Source organism: Rouxiella sp. WC2420 (assembly GCF_041200025.1).
GTDB lineage: Bacteria > Pseudomonadota > Gammaproteobacteria > Enterobacterales > Enterobacteriaceae > Rouxiella.
In genome coordinates this window covers 4,335,105-4,353,298 of the sequence record NZ_CP165628.1, presented here as the reverse complement: position 1 = coordinate 4,353,298, position 18,194 = coordinate 4,335,105, and the positions used below count along the sequence as shown (strand labels likewise).

General features: G+C 47.5%; 21 protein-coding genes and 1 other RNA gene. 7 read left to right on the top strand and 15 right to left on the bottom strand.

All coding sequences use genetic code 11. The features are described from left to right. Window positions 1-6: 6 nt before the first annotated feature. Complete coding sequence (locus AB3G37_RS20195) at window positions 7-477, bottom strand: GNAT family N-acetyltransferase (RefSeq protein WP_009636972.1); 471 nt, start codon at window positions 475-477, stop codon at window positions 7-9. A gap of 9 nt (window positions 478-486) precedes the next feature. After that, window positions 487-1,041: a helix-turn-helix domain-containing protein gene (locus AB3G37_RS20190; protein ID WP_369788911.1), complete on the bottom strand. Its 555-nt coding sequence runs from the start codon at window positions 1,039-1,041 to the stop codon at window positions 487-489. 74 nt (window positions 1,042-1,115) lie between these two features. On the opposite strand from AB3G37_RS20190, the gene AB3G37_RS20185 reads away from it, so the two are divergent. Then, window positions 1,116-1,637 carry an N-acetyltransferase family protein gene (locus AB3G37_RS20185; RefSeq protein WP_369788910.1) on the top strand — a complete coding sequence of 174 codons (522 nt, stop codon included), beginning with the start codon at window positions 1,116-1,118 and terminating at the stop codon, window positions 1,635-1,637. Window positions 1,638-1,713: 76 nt separating this feature from the next. After that, complete coding sequence (gene ada, locus AB3G37_RS20180; protein ID WP_369788909.1) at window positions 1,714-2,808, top strand: bifunctional DNA-binding transcriptional regulator/O6-methylguanine-DNA methyltransferase Ada; 1,095 nt, start codon at window positions 1,714-1,716, stop codon at window positions 2,806-2,808. 59 nt (window positions 2,809-2,867) lie between these two features. Here ada and AB3G37_RS20175 read toward each other — a convergent pair whose 3' ends face one another. Further along, window positions 2,868-3,581, bottom strand: coding sequence for a GNAT family N-acetyltransferase (locus tag AB3G37_RS20175; RefSeq protein ID WP_369788908.1), 714 nt, complete (start codon window positions 3,579-3,581; stop codon window positions 2,868-2,870). Between the two features lie 151 nt (window positions 3,582-3,732). Here AB3G37_RS20175 and AB3G37_RS20170 point away from each other — a divergent pair, with 151 nt between their 5' ends. Continuing rightward, window positions 3,733-4,512, top strand: coding sequence for a 2OG-Fe(II) oxygenase (locus AB3G37_RS20170; protein ID WP_369788907.1), 780 nt, complete (start codon window positions 3,733-3,735; stop codon window positions 4,510-4,512). A gap of 54 nt (window positions 4,513-4,566) precedes the next feature. On the opposite strand, the gene AB3G37_RS20165 is transcribed toward AB3G37_RS20170, so the two are convergent. Further along, window positions 4,567-5,670, bottom strand: coding sequence for a DUF2817 domain-containing protein (locus tag AB3G37_RS20165; RefSeq protein WP_369788906.1), 1,104 nt, complete (start codon window positions 5,668-5,670; stop codon window positions 4,567-4,569). Window positions 5,671-5,729: 59 nt separating this feature from the next. Then, complete coding sequence (locus tag AB3G37_RS20160; protein ID WP_009636979.1) at window positions 5,730-6,509, bottom strand: ABC transporter substrate-binding protein; 780 nt, start codon at window positions 6,507-6,509, stop codon at window positions 5,730-5,732. 210 nt (window positions 6,510-6,719) lie between these two features. Here AB3G37_RS20160 and AB3G37_RS20155 point away from each other — a divergent pair, with 210 nt between their 5' ends. Further along, the gene (locus AB3G37_RS20155; protein ID WP_369788905.1) at window positions 6,720-7,196 is read left to right on the top strand and encodes a GNAT family N-acetyltransferase; all 477 of its coding nucleotides are present in this window, start codon (window positions 6,720-6,722) and stop codon (window positions 7,194-7,196) included. A gap of 41 nt (window positions 7,197-7,237) precedes the next feature. Here the strand turns inward: AB3G37_RS20155 and AB3G37_RS20150 are convergent, their stop codons facing one another. The 5 genes from AB3G37_RS20150 to AB3G37_RS20130 form a co-directional block, all read right to left on the bottom strand. After that, a complete protein-coding gene (locus AB3G37_RS20150) occupies window positions 7,238-8,578 on the bottom strand; it encodes a histidine-type phosphatase (RefSeq protein WP_369788904.1) in 1,341 nt (446 codons plus the stop codon). A gap of 61 nt (window positions 8,579-8,639) precedes the next feature. Further along, window positions 8,640-9,074, bottom strand: a complete 435-nt coding sequence (locus tag AB3G37_RS20145; protein WP_369788903.1) for a GNAT family N-acetyltransferase — start codon at window positions 9,072-9,074, stop codon at window positions 8,640-8,642. A 388-nt stretch (window positions 9,075-9,462) separates the two neighbouring features. Then, entirely contained in the window at window positions 9,463-10,227 is a 765-nt protein-coding gene (locus AB3G37_RS20140; RefSeq protein ID WP_369788902.1) for an isocitrate lyase/phosphoenolpyruvate mutase family protein, read from the bottom strand. Continuing rightward, window positions 10,211-11,302: a bifunctional transcriptional activator/DNA repair enzyme AdaA gene (locus AB3G37_RS20135; protein WP_369788901.1), complete on the bottom strand. Its 1,092-nt coding sequence runs from the start codon at window positions 11,300-11,302 to the stop codon at window positions 10,211-10,213. Before AB3G37_RS20135 ends, AB3G37_RS20140 begins: the two co-directional genes overlap by 17 nt. Before the next feature lie 214 nt (window positions 11,303-11,516). Further along, the gene (locus AB3G37_RS20130) at window positions 11,517-11,765 is read right to left on the bottom strand and encodes a hypothetical protein (RefSeq protein ID WP_369788900.1); all 249 of its coding nucleotides are present in this window, start codon (window positions 11,763-11,765) and stop codon (window positions 11,517-11,519) included. A 611-nt stretch (window positions 11,766-12,376) separates the two neighbouring features. Between AB3G37_RS20130 and AB3G37_RS20125 the strand changes: the two genes are divergently transcribed. Further along, window positions 12,377-12,637 (top strand): DUF1471 domain-containing protein, encoded by a 261-nt coding sequence (locus AB3G37_RS20125; RefSeq protein WP_369788899.1) that lies wholly within the window; start codon window positions 12,377-12,379, stop codon window positions 12,635-12,637. 493 nt (window positions 12,638-13,130) lie between these two features. Here AB3G37_RS20125 and ssrA read toward each other — a convergent pair. Then, window positions 13,131-13,511, bottom strand: a transfer-messenger RNA (tmRNA) gene (gene ssrA / locus AB3G37_RS20120). Window positions 13,512-13,560: 49 nt separating this feature from the next. Continuing rightward, window positions 13,561-14,043, bottom strand: coding sequence for an SsrA-binding protein SmpB (smpB, locus tag AB3G37_RS20115; protein WP_009636986.1), 483 nt, complete (start codon window positions 14,041-14,043; stop codon window positions 13,561-13,563). A gap of 156 nt (window positions 14,044-14,199) precedes the next feature. On the opposite strand from smpB, the gene AB3G37_RS20110 reads away from it, so the two are divergent. Both AB3G37_RS20110 and AB3G37_RS20105 read left to right on the top strand, forming a co-directional pair. Next, on the top strand, window positions 14,200-14,634 hold the full coding sequence (locus tag AB3G37_RS20110) for a type II toxin-antitoxin system RatA family toxin (RefSeq protein ID WP_009636987.1): 435 nt from the start codon (window positions 14,200-14,202) through the stop codon (window positions 14,632-14,634). Beyond that, window positions 14,627-14,911, top strand: coding sequence for an RnfH family protein (locus AB3G37_RS20105; RefSeq protein ID WP_009636988.1), 285 nt, complete (start codon window positions 14,627-14,629; stop codon window positions 14,909-14,911). The genes AB3G37_RS20110 and AB3G37_RS20105 overlap by 8 nt, the downstream gene beginning before the upstream one ends. 81 nt (window positions 14,912-14,992) lie before the next feature. Here the strand turns inward: AB3G37_RS20105 and bamE are convergent, their stop codons facing one another. From bamE to nadK, 3 genes are all read right to left on the bottom strand, one after another. Further along, the gene (gene bamE / locus AB3G37_RS20100) at window positions 14,993-15,334 is read right to left on the bottom strand and encodes an outer membrane protein assembly factor BamE (protein ID WP_009636989.1); all 342 of its coding nucleotides are present in this window, start codon (window positions 15,332-15,334) and stop codon (window positions 14,993-14,995) included. Between the two features lie 112 nt (window positions 15,335-15,446). Then, entirely contained in the window at window positions 15,447-17,108 is a 1,662-nt protein-coding gene (gene recN / locus AB3G37_RS20095) for a DNA repair protein RecN (protein ID WP_009636990.1), read from the bottom strand. A 98-nt stretch (window positions 17,109-17,206) separates the two neighbouring features. Beyond that, window positions 17,207-18,085 (bottom strand): NAD(+) kinase, encoded by an 879-nt coding sequence (gene nadK, locus AB3G37_RS20090; protein ID WP_009636991.1) that lies wholly within the window; start codon window positions 18,083-18,085, stop codon window positions 17,207-17,209. Between the last annotated feature and the right edge of the window lie 109 nt (window positions 18,086-18,194).

Sequence of the window (18,194 nt, the reverse complement as noted above, 5' to 3'; positions counted from 1 at the left end):
AATCACTCAGGCGCGTTGCTGATACGCCAGTGGCTTAACCATATAAACGCTTAACGGATCGTATGTGTACTCGCCAAAACAGTCGGTGATAACGAAACCACGTTTCTTATAAAGGCCGATAGCGGCAAGATGATCGACACCGGTTTCCAGATACAGGCTCGGCAGTTGCAGTTGTAGAGCCTGTGCTTCCACAGCGGCCATCAGCCGATCGGCAATGCCCAGTCCGCGAAACTGCGGATTGACATAAACCCGTTTGATTTCGGCCAGACCGTCGTCGCAGATATACAGGCATGCACAGCCGGCCGCAACGCCGTTTACTTCGGCGATAAACGCGTAATGTTCATTGGCAAGCATCTCTTCCAGCGGCATGCTGTAATCACTTTCGGCGGGATACATCGCACTCTGATAGGCATCAAGCTGGCGGACCAGTTCAATAAAATGGGCGTTATTTAGAACGGTAGGTTTGATTATCAGCACGTAGTTTCCTCATCCCTGATTGATAACTAACAGATAGCGACATGATTCGTTTCTGACATTATCAAAGGTCACGGCTAAATCAACGCCAAAACTTAATACGTCACCGGTATAAAGCTCATAATGTTCATCGCCATAGTGAATAATTAATTCTCCTTCAACCAGCCATAACCGCTGCAAATAGGCCTTGTTTCCCCAACTCGGATAGCTTACTCGCGCCTTGGCGGGCAGCGTAACCTCGATCATTTCCAGCCCGCTGTGCGCCTCGGGTGGCAAGACCTGCCGGCGCAGATAGCCGATGTCAGGGTCTTGCCATACCTCTTGTTCATTGAAACGACGCAGACGGTTGGGCGTTGCACTTTCCTCTGACAATAACTGAGTCACCGAGACACCTAAACCAGCGGCAAGCTTGCCAAGCAGGGTTGCGCTCGGACTGCTTTCCTGCCGCTCGATTTTTGAAATCATCGCCTTACTGACGCCCGCCAATTCAGCCAGCTGTTCCAGATTGAGGCCTTTGCTCTTGCGCAGCAGCAGCAAACGGCTGGCGATTAATTCATCTATTGACATTGGGATACGCCTTTGTTTACTTTTGTGGAATTAATTCTACTATATTAGAAATTAAACCAGCAAGGGGAAATACCATGAAAATGATCGACTGCACTGAACAGCATCACGCTCACGCTATACTTGAGATCTTTAACGAGGCGATCGTCAACTCGACGGCGCTGTACGATTATCACGAACGCTCGATTGCGTCGATGGCACCTTGGTTTGCCGCCAAACGCAACGGCAATTTCCCGGTGATAGGCCTGGAAGACGACAACGGCAAACTGTTAGGGTTTGCCAGCTATGGCACTTTCCGCGCCTGGCCAGCCTACAAGTATTCCGTTGAGCATTCGATTTATATTCATCCGCAGCATCGCGGGCAGGGGCTGGGAAAAATCTTGCTCGATGCCGTTATTGCCGAAGCCCGGCAGCGACAGGTACATACGCTGATTGGCGGGATCGATGCCACCAATGCTGCCAGTATCGCGCTGCACACAAAGGCAGGATTTGCCGAGGCCGGGATCATCAAGCAGGCCGCCTACAAGTTTGATCGCTGGCTGGATCTGGCGTTCTATCAGCTTGTCCTGACCACGCCTGATCAGCCGCGAGCAGAATGAGAAAGCAAGCGGCAGAGTGCTGCGGTGGCGCAAAAGTTTTAGGCTGGGTTGAATTAATCAGACAAGTGAGAACACCATGAAACGTGATCCGAAAGACAGTGTGTTCGCCGACGAAGACGCGCGCTGGCAGGCAGTAATCGGTCGCAATCGCGAGGCGGACGGGCATTTCGTTTATGCAGTAAAAACGACCGGAATTTACTGTGCGCCCTCATGTCCGTCACGCCAGCCGAATCGCCAAAACGTTGAGTTTTTTGCCGATGCCGCACAGGCCGAAGCCGCAGATTATCGACCATGCAAACGCTGCCGACAGGGGCGAATATCTTTGCAGCAGCAATACAGTCAGCAGATTGAGCAAGCCTGTCGTTTGCTGGAAGACGCAGAGAAAACGCCGACTTTGGAAGAAATTGCACAGCAGGTTGGAGTCAGTGCCTGGCACTTTCACCGTATCTTCAAAACTTTCACTGGTTTGACGCCGCGCGCTTATGCCATCGCCAAAAGACAACAGCGGGTGCGCGAGGCGCTGGCGGATAATCCATCGATCACTGATGCTATTTTAGATGCAGGTTATGCTTCCAATGGTAACTTTTACGCCAGCTCCCCTGCCAGTCTGGGGATGACGCCGAGCGCCTATCGGGCCGGTGGTAAGGGCATGGCGGTGTGGTTTGCCGTTGGGTATTGTTCGCTGGGGGATATTTTGGTAGCGGAAAGCTCGCGCGGGATTTGCGCGATCCTGCTGGGTGACAACCCGCAGACTCTGGTCGAAAGTTTGCAGGATAACTTCCCGCATGCGCAACTGCTGGGCAATGATCCTGATTTTGAGCAGCGCGTTGCAACAGTGGTTGGTTTTGTAGACCGGCCAACAGCAGGGCTAAATTTGCCGCTGGATATTCGCGGTACGGCTTTCCAGCAGCGGGTCTGGCATGCTTTACGGGCGATTCCGGTGGGCGAAACGCTGAGCTATTCCCAGGTTGCGGAAAAAATCGGCTCACCCAAAGCGGTTCGCGCCGTTGCCGGAGCCTGTGCCGCTAATTTGCTGGCAGTGGCTATCCCTTGCCATCGGGTAGTCCGCAATGATGGCAATATCTCAGGATACCGCTGGGGCGTGGCGCGCAAAAAGAGTCTACTGGAGAAAGAGCAAAAACGCGAAGCGCAGTTAATCCAATCTCGTTAATTTAGTTAGCAAAGGCGCGGGTTGAACCGGGTATTTTACTGTTAAACCCGCGGGAAAAGTTATTCCGGTCTGGTTCTGAATGCTTCAAGTTTCTGTTTTTGCTGGCCTTCAGGGGAGAAGTTGTCTGCACTTAACCATTGTCCAAATGCGGCTTTGATAGGCGACCATTCCTGATCGATGATCGAATACCAGCAGGTATCGCGGTTATTACCTTTGGTCAGCAGTGCCTGACGGAAAGTACCTTCATATTGAAAACCTAAACGTTTGGCGGCCAGATTTGAGGCATCGTTCAAACTGTTACATTTCCACTCGCAGCGGCGATAGCCAAGAGAATCAAAGAGATAACTTAGCAGCAGAGAGATAGTTTCGGTGCCAAAGCGTGAGCGCTTCATCAACGGTGACCAGTTAACCCAACCAATTTCCGCTACGCCGTTCACGGCATCAATACGCATTAATGATACGCCGCCGATGGCGCGCTGCGTTTCTTTATCAACCACAGCAAAGTACAGCGGGTCTTTAAGAGTAGAAATTTTTGTTATGTAGTTGTCGCACTCTTGCTGAGTTGCAGGGCGGTCGATAGAGAAGTAAGTCCAGTCGCGGTCATCATCAATACTGTGCCAGGCGTTAAACAAGGATTCGCTGTGTTTATTAACCTCCAGCGGTTCCAGGTAACAGTACAAACCTTCCAGCGTAATGCGTTCCGGCAGTGGGCGAGGTTGCCATCCTTTAACTTCATCGCCAATCGGTTGTCCAAAATGATTCAAGGTTGTCATCTTAATTCCGTTTTACCTGTGTGGTTGATGAATGAACATTTATAAAATCAAAACTTTCGCGAATTCGCAATCGATTCTATTTCCCAGTATTGGGAAGCTTGGATAAAGTGAATGCAACTGAGTTTTTCCTGATTAATTCCTGAGGGCCGTCATGCAACATCTCGACAAGATCGTTAATTTCGCTGCTAACCCGATTAAGGACGCAGATTTCCTCGCTCGCTGCAAAGAGACGCTAGATAACAAAGGGGCATTGGTGCTGCATCGCTTCCTTAATCCCACGGCGCTCACGGAGATAAAACAGGAAGGCGATGAAAACCGGCATTTGGCTTATTACACCAGCAGCAATCACAATGTCTACCTGCTTAAGCCCGATGAAAGTCTGCCGGCTACGCATCCGCGCAATCGGCAGATAGTGTCTTCCAAAGGCTGTATTACCGACGAAGAGATCCCACCAAATTCTGCACTGCGGGCGCTCTATGATGCTCCAGAGTTTCGCGCATTTTTGTGTGCAGTATTGGGAGAGCAGCAGCTTTATCCGTATGCCGATAAACTTTCTTCAATTAATCTGCACTATGCCAGCGAAGGTCAGGAATTGGGCTGGCATTTTGATAACTCTTCTTTTGCCATCACCTTGTTGATACAAAAACCCGAAGCGGGCGGGGTGTTTGAGTACGTCGAGAATCTGCGCGATGCCGATAACGGCGACATGAACTACGACGGCGTCGAAAAACTGCTGGATAAGCAAATTCAGCCGAAGAAACTAGGCATTGAGGCCGGTGATTTAGTGCTATTCAGGGGACGCAACGCTATTCACCGCGTTACACCAACCGAGGGAAACACCACCCGTATGCTGGTGGTGCTGGCCTATAACTCGAAGCCCGACATCTCGCTTTCAGAAACCGCGCGACTGACTTTTTACGGCCGCGTCTGATAAAAAAGCTCATTCAGCCAGCGCAGAATGAGCCTTTTCGCTCATGGCAATGCCTTAGAGTGTTGCCAGCGCATTAAATCCGCGATTAAAAATCTGCTGGGTGCGCAGCTGAACCAACTGCTGCCAGTCTTTATCCTGCGGATAAAACCCTTCGAACAGCTCGCCTTTAATTTTCTTACCCTGTGGGCTTTGTGGATCGCCGTAAAGATGCAGCCAGTGATCGTCACGAACCAAATGATGCATGGTTTCACCGTCGTAAGTCCCGCATTCGATCACCAGCTGAATCAGCTGCGCGTCAGGCAGATTATCAAGCATAAATTGTGACAGGTAGCCGGTGGCCGTAGCCGTCACGCCAGTGTCACTGCCAATATTTTTACCGGTTACCAGCACATACAACCAGGGACCAAACACCTCGCGCGCCTGTTGCAGCGAAGGATAAGCCTGTTGAGCAATCGCCATGAGCATCGGATGGCCATAGGCGCCCGCACCCGTGTGCAAATCGAAGCTGATTATTGCCTTGGCGTGTGCCAAATGGGTGTGGATAATCTTCAGTAAAGTTTGATTAGACCAGCTTGCCTGCTTGCCGCCAAAAAAGATCCCGTCTTCATGCCGATACTGGCCGGCCTCGACTATTTTTTTCACTTCAGCCCAGCCCGCTTGTTGAGCGCGATGATCCATAAGATCGTCCGCAGCCGCGCGCTCAGGCCCATTCAGATCTTTACTCAGATAAATATCATGCAAATCTTCATAACGATCATTGGCCGGAAGTGGTTTGCTGAAATCAACAAAGTTGCGATTCAGATCCATATTATCTTCATTGACCCGCCGCAGGTGCGCAGTCCCCCACGGGTTGATCAGATGGATCATGACCAATGCAGTGTCGGCAGGCAAGGTGTTGGCATGATTCACTTTCATCCAGTCTATCTGCGATTGCGAACCATAGTAGCCTTCAACACCGTGCGTGCCCGAAACCACCACAAACAGCCGCGACGAAAGAGGATTGCCTAGCACCGCCACGTCAGTCGCCAGGTCCTCACCTTTTGGGCCTTTTAAGGGATGTGGATAATGTGTGATTGTCGCCCCGGCATCTTGTGCAGCGGCAAGAAAGCGAGCGCGTTGAAAGCTAAAATCGGGGAGCTGGGCATAACCTTGCAGCATCCTTATCTCCTTGCAATCAGGTTAAGATTACCGGCCATCCTAAGAGTAGCCGGCTGCTGTCATGGCTTTTTATTGTAGACTTCAAAGCTGAAATATTTTTTCTCAATCTTCTCAAAGGTGCCGTTCTGGTGAATAGCCGCCAGTGCATTATTGATCATTTCCTGATGTTCTTTATCGCCTTTACGCAGGCCAATTGCGGTCCCCGCGCCAAGATACTTTGGATCAGTCAGCATGCCGCCGCTGAAGGCAAAATCTTTTCCCGCGGCGGTATCAAGGAAACCGGACTGTGCTGCGGCGGCGTTGGTCAGGGTGGCATCAACACGGCCGGACTCTAGATCCTGATTCACCAAATCCTGATTCTGATAGGAAACAACGTTGATTCCCTTGCTCTGCCACAGTGCCTGTGCATAAGCTTCCTGAATCGTCCCCTGCGCGACGCCAATAGTTTTGCCTTTCAGCGCTTCTGGAGTGGGTAAGATCCCGCTGCCTTTTTTAGCCACCAATACACTTGGAATGTGGTAAAGCATATCGGAGAAATCAACCTGTGCCTGGCGTTTTGGCGTCACGGACATTGCAGAAAGTACTGCGTCGAATTTTTTAGCATCCAGCGCCGGGATAATGCTGTCAAAGCCGGTTTCGACCCATTGGCATTTAACTTTTAATTGCTGGCAGATAGCGTTTCCAAGATCAACGTCAAAGCCGACCAGGCTGCCGTCTGGCGCTTTGGTTTCAAAAGGAGCAAAAGTAGGGTCAACACCAAAGCGCAGTACTGATTCGGCGTTCGCCAATGAGCTAAACGAGGCCAGAGCCAGTAAGGTAAATAACGCGCTTTTTTTCATCAGATATTCCTCAGGGTAAATTTATGGTTCATCACAGCAAGATGTGTACCATCTTTATCAATATCTAATGAGAATACCTGACAGACAGGGCTAACTAAACATGCAGAATGAAAACAGGTTAATGCACCAGTCTGTAGTGTTGCCACAACAGAAACATAGGGTTTACAGTGAAATGCAGGGCGACTTTGTCTGACATACTCAGGGGGATAAATGGAGATAAGAATAGCCAGCAGAGATGATGCGCTAGGGCTTTGGCAGTTGCGTAATCGGGCGTTAAGGCACGGTTGCGCGGGCGTTTATGAGCCAGCAATTTTAAGCGCCTTCACGCCTGAGAAAATGCCGGATGGGATGAATAAGGCTGTGGCTGAAAATCAGGTTTTTATCATAGATTCCTCAGACGAGAATGTGCCTTGTGCCTGTGGTTATCTCGACTTGGTAACCGGGCACGTTGAAGCAATTTTTACCTTACCGGAATATCAGGGTAAGGGGCTGGCATCGTCGATCATTAATGCTATCAAACAGCAGTCTCGTAATTTAGGAATGACACAACTAACGTTGTCTTCAACGCCAAACGCCGTGGGGTTTTATCAAAAGCAGGGTTTCACGATTGTGTCGAAGGGAAAATATTTTTCGAAGTCAGTGCAAAGCGATCTCGATTGCTTCGAAATGATCTGGCTGGATAACTGAACTGCACAAGCGGCAGTGAGTTATCCAGCCATTACATAATTTTAAATTTTACACTGCGGCAACTGAGCTTTCTCAATCACTTGATGGAAAGTACCGATCGCACAGAGTTTATTATCACCAATATTCTCGCAGCCCGGAATACTTAGCGCCACGGTCATCGGCGGATGCTTGAGGGTTAGCTTGTGCTGCGTGCGCATCTGATCTTGAGTCTGATAGACCATTCTCAACGAAATATATTGTTGATGCGTGGTCTTATCCTGCCAGCGTTCAAACATCAATGCGCCAGCAGGTGGCGTATGGTCAGGCTGGTCAGTTAGAGTCCAGTCAAGGCCTAACGCTCCAGCGACATTCTCAATATTAGTGTCGTGTCCGCCAAGAATTAGGACCTTGTTACCCGATGGCAGGCTAAACCCTGACGAGGCTGGAGCGGCGGCTCCGAATGCGTTATCAATCACTTGCAAGACCGGCGTGCCGTTTGATTTGGCAATATAAGGCGTGCCCGACATCAGGCGGAATTGCAAATTATGCAATTCGAGCAGCGCCTGCCAGGTTTTTTGGTCTTTAATTCGCCCCCAGGCCACGTCCTGCATACCTTGAGCATCTTCCAGCAGGAAGTTTTCGGCAAAGGTAGACGACATTCCGATCCCGCCTTCCAAAGTCGCCTCGGTGCCCTTTTTCTTCATCTTTATCGAGGAAGGTATGTCGATGACGGCACTGCAAGTTTGACCGGTTTGTTTCATCTGCTGGCAATAGCTAGATTGAGGATAATTTAATACCTGACTCATAAGCTTTAGCTGCGGAGCGTAGGTTTGATCTAATGCGTCCAGCGAGCCGCCAGCTTCTTTATCGATGGCCTTGATTGCGGTTGCCTTATCCAGCGTACAAATCCCGGCTTTTAAAGGATGAAATACAGGATCGGGCTTTTTAAGATCGGCCTGATTTTTGGCCATCACGTGGCAGTGCGGTGCGATGGCGCTTAACAGTGTTTGAGTCGTTAGGCGCGTGCGCTGGTCAGTATCACCCCAGCCGAATACTTCACTGTCCCCAGGGCATTGCTCAGACGAAAGTAGCCCTTCTTTTTTAAAATAATCACCATAATAAGTGCCCATCAGAGAGACTAATTGTTGACCTCGCGGCGTAAGATATCCCGGTTTTACAGGCCACTTAGGCCAGTCCTGACCTGCCAGATCCTTCATCTCTTTAGTTTGCCTGGTTGGCGAGCGTACACCGTGGCGACTTAAAATAACCGCCTGTTGCAGTTGAAGATCTTGTGGGGCTGGGATTACAGTTGTCACCGCATCACTGGCGGCAAAGGAGCTTGCCGGTAAAAACAGGCTGGTGATTACCGCTGAAAAAAGAAAGGTATAAGGCTTTACTGACATCGGGTGGGCATCCTTCTAAAATTTAGAATGATTTTCTCTTAAAAAAATGAGGAATATATGATTATTGTGTAATTAAGAGTTTGCTCATAAACACTCTACTGCTACCTGCTGGCAAACATGGAACCTCGCCAAAACGCTTCCAGCCATATTTGGCATAAAAATCAGGTGCCTGAAAGCTCAAGGTATAAAGTACTGCAGCGGAGCATCCGCGTCTTATCCCTTCCTGTTCAAACTGGCGCAGCATTTCGGAACCTAAACCAGAACCTCTCAGCTCTTCAGGTAAGTAAAACAGTTCGAGAAATAGCAGGCCGAGGGAAGAGCGTCCAAGCATGCCGCCCAGCACTTTTCCTGTCTCGGGGTCTTTAACTACGATGGCTAATGCTTGTCGATCCTGGAGCCCGGCAGTATCCACATTGAATTCGTCGAGTCCTTCTCCAATGATATTTCTCGTTTCTTCATCAATGATATCGGTCATTTGCAGCTGATACTTTTCCATCACCACCTCAGTCAGTACATCACGATTGAATTCTTGCCTGATGATGAGGTTGAGTCCGAGTGAAGGTCAAGTGAAACTAATGCGTCAAAGCAAGTCGAAAGTAGATGATATCGCTATCATTATTGAGCTATGTCTACGTTGTGGTGGCTGAAAACGTGCGGCTTATTACCTTCTGGATCGAGAAAATAGGCGCCTTAAAAGCTCGGGTGATAACCCAGGTGCAGATCCGGTTTGCCTTAACAACTCACGCCTAATGAAATGGCCATTTCATCTACTTCATCTACTTCATTTACTTTGGTCATACAGCGCCGCAAATTTGTTTTATCTTTGTTACCTTTGCCACTCATTTTGGTTTGCTACTTTTCTGTATGAGGCATCTTTTAACAATTCATTCTGTGACTTGATACAGCACTCGCGATTGTTTCTTTATTTTTTCCATAAGGCTGATAAAAGGATAGGGGCCAAAACTGATGCGACTTACACCTAACTGAGTGAACTGTGACAAAGAGGTGTCGCGATCATTCATCATGATATTAATAGGTAAAGGTGAGAAGTCACAGAGTTCCGCAATTAACTGCGGGTGAGTAAGGCCTGGCACGAAAATACCATCGGCGCCGGCTTCCTGATAGGCCAAGATGCGTTTTTTCGCCTCTGTCATCAATTGAGGATGTACTGCCACATCTGGCTGTTGCAAGAAAACATCGGTTCGAGCATTTATAAATAAACCAGTTCTTTCAAATTCCGCCACTTTTACCAGTGCGGTAATATCTCTGCATTGGTCATTTACTGAATTTAATGTTTGCTGACCCAGAAGCTGATCTTCAAAATTAATTCCGGACACCCCTACTTGCAGCAGCGCCCTCAGATTGTCGCACTTACTCGCCCCGTACCCTGTTTCAAAATCAATAGTTAGTGGGAGATTCACCGTTTCAGCAATTCTTTTAGCGGTTTGCAACAAAATGCTGAACGGCATCTCTTCACCGTCCTGATATCCCTGAGCGGCTGCTAAAGCCCAACTGCCTGTGGCGATGGCTTTTGCTCCGCCGGTTGCTACGGCCTGTGCGCTTCCCACGTCCCAAATATTATACAAAATCAATGGATTGGCTTTGCTATGCAAGTTCCTGAATTCAATTGTTTTATTTTCCTGATTCATTTCCCCACTCCTTTTTAGATGATTTCATGGCTATTCTTCTTTCATGTTCAATTAACCAACGCTTGCGCCATAGGCCGCCGCCATAACCCGTTAACGAGCCGTCAGCGCCTATGACTCGGTGACAGGGGATTAGAATTGAAATCTGATTAGCGCCATTTGCTCTTGCTACGGCTCGTGAAGCCGAAGGCTGGCCGATGTCTTTGGCTAAATCTGAATAGCTGCGTAATTCCCCTGTGGGGATCTCTCTGAGAGCATCCCAGACTTTTCGGGTGAATAAGGATCCAAACTCAGCTAAATGGGTCTTAAAAACCTGATTTTTTCCTGAAAAATAACTGATTAGTTCTTCATTAAGCAGTTCCAAAGCCGCGGTGCGACCAAAGATAATTTCTGAACTTGTTAACTTCTTAAGCTTATCTATTTCATTGGCTAATGCTGGACGATCGACAAACTCCAGCAAATACAGAGTCTGCTCATCGGCAATTGCCAGCATTGTACCGATGGGAGTATCAAGCCATTCGGCCTTAAGAAACAGATGTCTATGGGCATGGCTTGGTTTAAGGCCGATTTGACGAGTTATCGCCGCCCTAAACCCACTGGAAGATTCATAGTTGGCATCAAGCTGAGCCTCTATGACCTGATTACCCTTGGTAAGTGCATCGACGCCTTTTCCTAATCTTCGTAATCGTGCCATTTCAAGAAAGGTAATACCGAATTGGCGTTTAAAGGCACGGCGAACCGTTGAAGGATCCATTTTCATTGCTTGAACATCATCTTCACTCCATCTTTTATCGGGAGAGTTTTCTAATGCGGTCAGTAAATTATCAATTAATGGATCTTTTTGCCCGCCGAGCATAAGTGGGCAGCATCGTTTACACGGTCGATATCCAGCTTCCATAGCGCTCGCGACTGACGAATAAAAGACAGAGTTTTCACGTTTGGGCTTTCGTGCGGGGCAGGTTAGGCGGCAAAAAATACCCGTGCTTTTTACGCCTACAAAGGCAAAACCGTCAAAGGAAGGGTCACGTTCAATTAGGGCACGGTAAAGGATATCATCGTCGGGTAAATCGAAAAGCATGATTCAACTCTCAGCCGGGATAAGTGAGCAAAGCATAAGGGATTTATATCATTGAGTACGACGATTTTCGGGCGTTGATTTTGCTGATTTGGAATTAAAATTTACTATTGGAATAAAATCTAGCGCGGTATGGCTGATAGTTATTTCTGATATTTTTGAGCGATTAAAGCCGAGCCTGTGAGTAGTGGTTAATCAGGCTCCGGCTGTTGATTGATTAACGATCCTTAGTCGACTGTGAAACAACTGAACCTGCTAAAGTTTTTGTTACCTTATCTGATTTAGGGTCTCTTAGCGCCTTCGAAGCAATAGCCTGCAATTCTTCTCCTGTTTGATTTCCTGTTCCTGTTTGCGAAAGCACAGACCCCGCCAAACTTTTTTCAATAGGAGAAGCTAGAGGATTTGAAAGAGTTTTGGCTGCTAGATGTGAGGCAAGCCTTGATGATTTCTTGGTATTCTTCGACATATTCATTTCGCCTATATAAATGAGGGAAAGATATAAAATATTTATATGTATTTGAATATTATAGATATATTCGATATTTAAGTTATAGGTGAAGGCGAGTGAGAGCAATCAGATGAGGGGAGTAAATTGAGCTAATTTATTCTTTTCAGATTAAATGAAGCTTGGTTAAATGCTTTTAAATTCATAAGGTTAAAGTATTTTAAAGAAGTTAAATTAAATTTCTCCTAAAAGCAGTGTTTGGCGCGGATGTGATTGGAAATTAAGGAAAAATTTTTTTGTTGGCATCTTTCGCCGTTATACCGCTTTAGTTATGGTCCGTGGGTTTAGCTTTGCATATTTCTGGACGGTGAGAGGACGCGTAGTTCCTGCCATGTACGAATCCTTTCATGATCAGGTTTAGGGTTTTGGGACAACATTTTCGCAATGCACAGCCATATCGCTAACAGATTGCATTCTTATGGTTAGAAAATATAAGCACAATATGTTAACGACTGTTAAACAAACGCCTTGCACAGAATTCCTCCGAGGCATACCATTTGTTTAACGAACGATAAATAAATTTATCCACCCAAACCTGCAAGACTAAATTAAAGAGATTTGAAGGAATTATTATGAAAAGCCTGACTAAAGCATTTGCCGTTATCGCACTGACTACTGCTTCATTTGCAACATTCGCTGCTACCGAAGTGAATTCTGCTCCAGCTGGCGAGCACAGCATTGGTACAATAAGTGAGTCTGTAGACAGTGGAGATGTTGGTGTGCTTCACGAAAAATTAGCGGCTAAAGCGGCGCAAGAAGGTGCAAGTTCATACCAAATCATCTCTACCATTGGTCAAAATAACGTCTCTGGTTCAGCAGAAATCTATAAATAATTTTTTTGCCCAATCAATGAAGTATTGAGAGTAAAAATATGGCGAAAGACCGGCTTAGATATAATATCTGTCTGATAAAAATTAGCTGATCGTTCCCCCATATCATGAAGAATTCCGGAGCAACCAATGTCTCCGGTTTTTTTATGGCAAAATCCCAATATATTGACATGTTTAACTCTGCAAACATTCCCTCTGCTAGCACTTGTTGATGTTTTTCCCCGTACTAATTAAGCAGCTTCTCGCTGAAACCAGCAACGTGATTTTTGTAAACTCTGTCTTCGATAAGGTTTGCCCTGCCACATTCGGATTTTTCAATTAATAGGCCTGCAGTTTTGAGATTAAATCGTAGCGTAGGCTTAAAGGTGGGCTAACAAACGCTGGATATTAGAGGAGGGCATTGGACTATTATGGACACAAAAAAGCCCGCAGACCTTGTGGGTTGCGGGCTCTTCGTACTTCTCCGGACTTATCTGGTAATAACCGGAGTACTATTTGGTGGAGCTGGGGGGATTTGAACCCCCGTCCGAAATTACTACGCCGTTGGCACTACATGCTTAGTCCAGTCATCACATTCACCGGTTAGCTGCGGACGGACACGCCACTAACAAACTAGCCTGATTGGTTTTAACGCTTTCACCCCAGGCAGGATGTCCACGCGAGCTCTTTTGGGTTTGACCTTTCTTGATCCCCGTCCTAAGAGCGGAGGCTAGGGAGAAAGGGAACCTTCAGTGTATTAGACTGATTAAGCTGCTAAAGCAGCAGATTCGAATTGCGAGTCGTTTGCAATTATTTTTTTTGCGGTTTTTTACGAGGCCTCCGCACCTCGGCATGCACCTTGGGTTTCGCAAATCCCGTCGAATCCAGAATCAGCCCCAAAGAACTGTTAGCAGTATATCAGAACTTTACCCCGATAAGCCAGAGACTTAACGGTTGGAGCCTTTCATAATACGTGCTTTATCTACTGCCCATTCGCGATCTTTGGCGGAATCGCGTTTGTCGTGATCTTGTTTACCTTTGGCCAAGCCGATTTTGACTTTAGTCCAGGCGTTTTTCCAATACATTGAGAGAGCAACTACCGTATAGCCATCGCGATTTACCTTGCCAAACAGCTTATCAAGCTCGCGTCTGTTCATTAAGAGTTTACGGGTACGCATCGGCTCGCAGACAACATGACTTGAAGCAACGCTCAGGGGTGTAATGGTAGCACCAAACAGGAAGGCTTCCCCGTCTCTGAAGGTCACATAACTATCAGCAATGTTGGCTTTGCCCGCACGCAGTGATTTTACTTCCCATCCTTGCAAAGAAATACCAGCCTCAATTTCATCTTCGATGAAATATTCATGGCGTGCGCGTTTGTTCATTGCAATGGTTGCGGAACCGGGTTTATGTGCTTTTTTCTTTGTCATAGTGACACTTATTATACTGTAAGCATTGCCGAATGAAATCCCCTGAGGGTTGAGAGTGACTGTTTTTCACAGCTTGTGCTGTATCTATCGTGAGATTTTTGCCGCAGGAGCGATAAATGATATGATCTGTATGTTTTATGACACTTGGAAAATGATATGCCTCATATAAGCCGTTCTGCGCTCGTCCCATTCAGCGCAGAACAGATGTACTCTCTGGTAAACGACGTGGATGCTTATCCTAAATTTCTTCCTGGCTGTACGGGGAGTCGTGTATTGGATAAAACTGATAACACAATGGTTGCTGCGGTAGATGTGGCAAAAGCGGGTATCAGCAAAACCTTTACCACTAAAAACACGTTAACCAGCAATCAGAGCATCGATATGCAACTTGTCGACGGGCCATTCCGTAAATTGTTGGGGGGCTGGAATTTTACGCCGCTTAGCCCTGAAGCCTGCAAAGTTGAGTTGAACCTGGATTTTGAGTTCACTAACAAATTAATTGAATTGGCATTCGGCAAGATTTTCAAAGAGCTTGCAGGCAGTATGGTTCAAGCTTTTACGCAACGAGCGAAAGAGGTTTACAGTGTCTGAAGTTTCCGTTGAGGTGGTTTATGCCTTACCTGAACGTCAGTATCTGAAAACGGTGCGCCTTGTTGAAGGCAGCAGTGTCGAGCAGGCTATTCAGGCTTCAGGTTTGCTGGAGTTACGTCGAGAGATAGATCTTAAAGTTAATAAAGTGGGTATCTATAGTCGACCTGTAAAGCTGGGGGATGCTGTCAGTGATGGTGACCGAGTTGAAATTTATCGGCCATTGATTGCGGACCCGAAAGAGCTTCGCAGAATAAGAGCTGAACGCTCTAAAAAATAAGGCGCTATGAGCGCCTTATTTTTTTACCCTGAAAAGGATCCTTGCCAGATGCTTTGGAGCATCAGTCTGGAAAATTCAGGATTACTGGTTGTCTAATTTTGGCTTGTTAACAATATTAATCAGCACGCCAGCCTCGTTGAAGGTCAGAGTCAGGGTCTGCTGAGTCACGCCAGAATGGCTTGGCTCCTGACGGAACACGTAGAACCAGGTATTGTTGCCGAATGGATCATCCATCAATGGAGTACCCAGAATATAAGCAACCTGTTGCTTGGTCAGCCCGGTGTGGATCTTCTGTACATCAGCAGGAGCCAGGTAGTTTCCCTGATTGATATCAGGACGATAAACTACCTTCTCAATAGTGGAACAACCGGCAGTCAGCATCAGTAGTACTCCAGCGACGGCAGTTAGCGTTTTACAGCGCATAGTCTTTACATTCCTTTAGGGCATAAGATGCCGATGATAATCGACCTTTCATCAGTTTGAAACCTTTGCAGGGCACCAGTATGACCGCTGAAATGTAAAAAAGTTGAGGTTTTTACGCTGCTAACAACTCTTTTGCATTGGCAAGGGTGTTCCTTGTCACTTCACTCCCGCCCAACAGACGAGCTAGTTCCTGCAAACGCGCTTTTTTATCTAACCGGTTCATCTGCGTTTCAGTTACTTCGCCATCGGTTTCTTTACTGACGAAATAGTGCTGATGTCCGCAACCGGCAACCTGAGGTAAGTGAGTAACACACATCACCTGCGTGGACTCACCTAACTGGCGCAGTAGTTTACCGACAATCGCAGCGGTTGGGCCACTGATACCGACATCGACTTCATCGAAAATTAGCGCCGGGGTTTCCATTTTTTGCGCGGTAATCACTTGAATCGCCAGAGCGATGCGTGAAAGCTCACCGCCTGAGGCTACCTTCGCCAGTGCCTGTAATGGTTGACCCGGGTTGGTAGTGACCTGGAACTCGATACGGTCAGCGCCTTCAATGCTCAAATTCTCTGGCACAAACTGTACCTGAATATTAAATTTCCCGTGAGGCATTGAGAGGGTTTGCATGCTTTGCGTAATCAGCTGGGTTAACTCGTCGGCAAAATGCTGACGCTGATCGTGCAGAGCTCGAGCAATTTCAATCGCCTGCTGATGGTGAACCTGCACGGCTTCGCTGAGTTCTGCCTGATTGGTTTCTTGATCGTCCAGCGCCTTTTGTTCTTCAAGCAGCTGACGATGCAACTCAGGTAACTCTTCGGCCGTGACATGGTGCTTACGCGCTAATGCCATTTGGCGTGAAAGTCGCTGTTCCAGCTCGAATAAACGGTTTGGATCCATTTCAAGCCGTTCGCTGTAATGGCGTAGTTCATCGCTGGCTTCGCTGATTTGAATTGACGCATCATCCAACATGATGATCAAATCATTCATTTTTGGGTCAAGCTCTGCCAGTTCCGTCAGCTTGTTTTTGGCAGTGTAAAGCAGGCTGCTGATGTTTTGATTCTCACCGTCGCTGAGTAAATACAGTGCGCTCTGGCTGAGAGACAGTAGTTGTCCACTGTTAGCCAGAAGTTTGTATTCTTCGTCAATTTGCTCGTATTCCCCCTGAACTGGAGAAAACTCGTTTAGCTCTTTCAACTGATACTGCAGCAATTGACGGCGCGACTCACGTTCAGTGACTTGTTGCTGAAACTGCGCGAGCAAGCGGCAGCTTTGGTGCCAGTTTTGGTATGCGGTCCGCATCTGTGACAGTAAAAATGACTGTGCCGCGTAGGCATCCAAGAGCTGTTTTTGATGTTCAGGCTTAACCAGCATCTGATGAGCATGCTGGCCATGAATCTGAATCAGGTGATGGCCGAGTTCACGCAGCTGTGACAACGGAACGGGCGTTCCGTTAATAAAGCCACGAGAACGCCCGTCTGCACTGATGGTACGTCGCAGAATGCAGTCGTGGCCTTCATCAAGCTGATTATCGATGAGCCATTGTTTGGCGGAAGGTGTATCTGCCAGCGTAAAGCGCGCGCAAACATCTGCCCGGCTAGTGCCCAGACGAACCGCATTGCCATCGGCTCTGCTGCCTAAACAGAGACCCAGAGCATCAATGGCGATGGATTTACCTGCACCGGTTTCACCGGTTATTGCCGTCATACCCGCATGAAAATCAATTTCTAACTCGCGAACAATGGCAAAGTTATTGATGGTTAATTGCGCTAGCATGATCACCTTCCTGTATATAACAACAGACCTGTAATTTCATACAGTATAAACTGGTTTTATATACAGTAAAGCCCTGATCATCTGAAATCAGAAAAAAATCAGAATAATTTTTTAGACCAGCCAAGTTTTGTGCTCAATGTATTGAAATAGCTGTAGTCTTTTGGATGTATCAAATTCAGATGATAGTCGCTTCGCTTGATTATGACCTCTTCCCCTTGCTGGATGGGCAGGGCGATTTGTGAATCACAGCTGATTTCAAGATCTGTGCTCATGTGTGAAAAACGTAGGCAAATCGTACTGGTGCTGTTAATTACCAGCGGTCGGGCCGACAAGGTATGCGGGAACATCGGTACCAGCGCTATCGCGTCCAGAGTCGGCATCAGTATTGGGCCGCCACCAGAAAGTGAATAGGCCGTCGAGCCGGTCGGCGTTGAAATAATCAAGCCATCAGAACGCTGGGAAAACGCGAAGCGGTCATCGATATACACTTCGAATTCGATCATGTGCGCGACTTTGCCCGGATGAAGTACAACTTCGTTGATAGCAGTGCTCACGCGGCACTGTTTTTCACCACAGCGAACCATCGCCTCAAGCAGGAAACGCTGTTCGCTGATATATTCGCCCTTTAAGACGTCATCAAGCTGCTGCAATGCGTTGTCGGGGTCCAAATCGGTAAGAAAGCCCAAATTCCCGCGGTTAATTCCAATAACTTTTATGTCATAACGCGCCAAAACTCTGGCTGCACCTAGCATATTCCCGTCACCGCCTACTACCACAGCGAGATCGGCAAGTTTGCCAATCTCAGCCAGCGTACCGGTTTGTGCGCCCTCCAGAGACAGCTCCTGCGCCACCTGACGCTCGACAATCACCTGATGACCTTTTGACACCAGCCAGTGATACAGCATCTCATGGGTAGCCAGAGCGGAAGGATGGCGAGGGTGTCCAACAATCCCGATACACTCAAATTTTTTATTCATTGCTTTGGTTATCCTCGATACCGCATGTATGACACCTGGAGTATGGCTTGTAAATGAGATAACAGGCCTTGAATCCCCGGTTTTGATCCCCATAATAAGCCAACTAGCA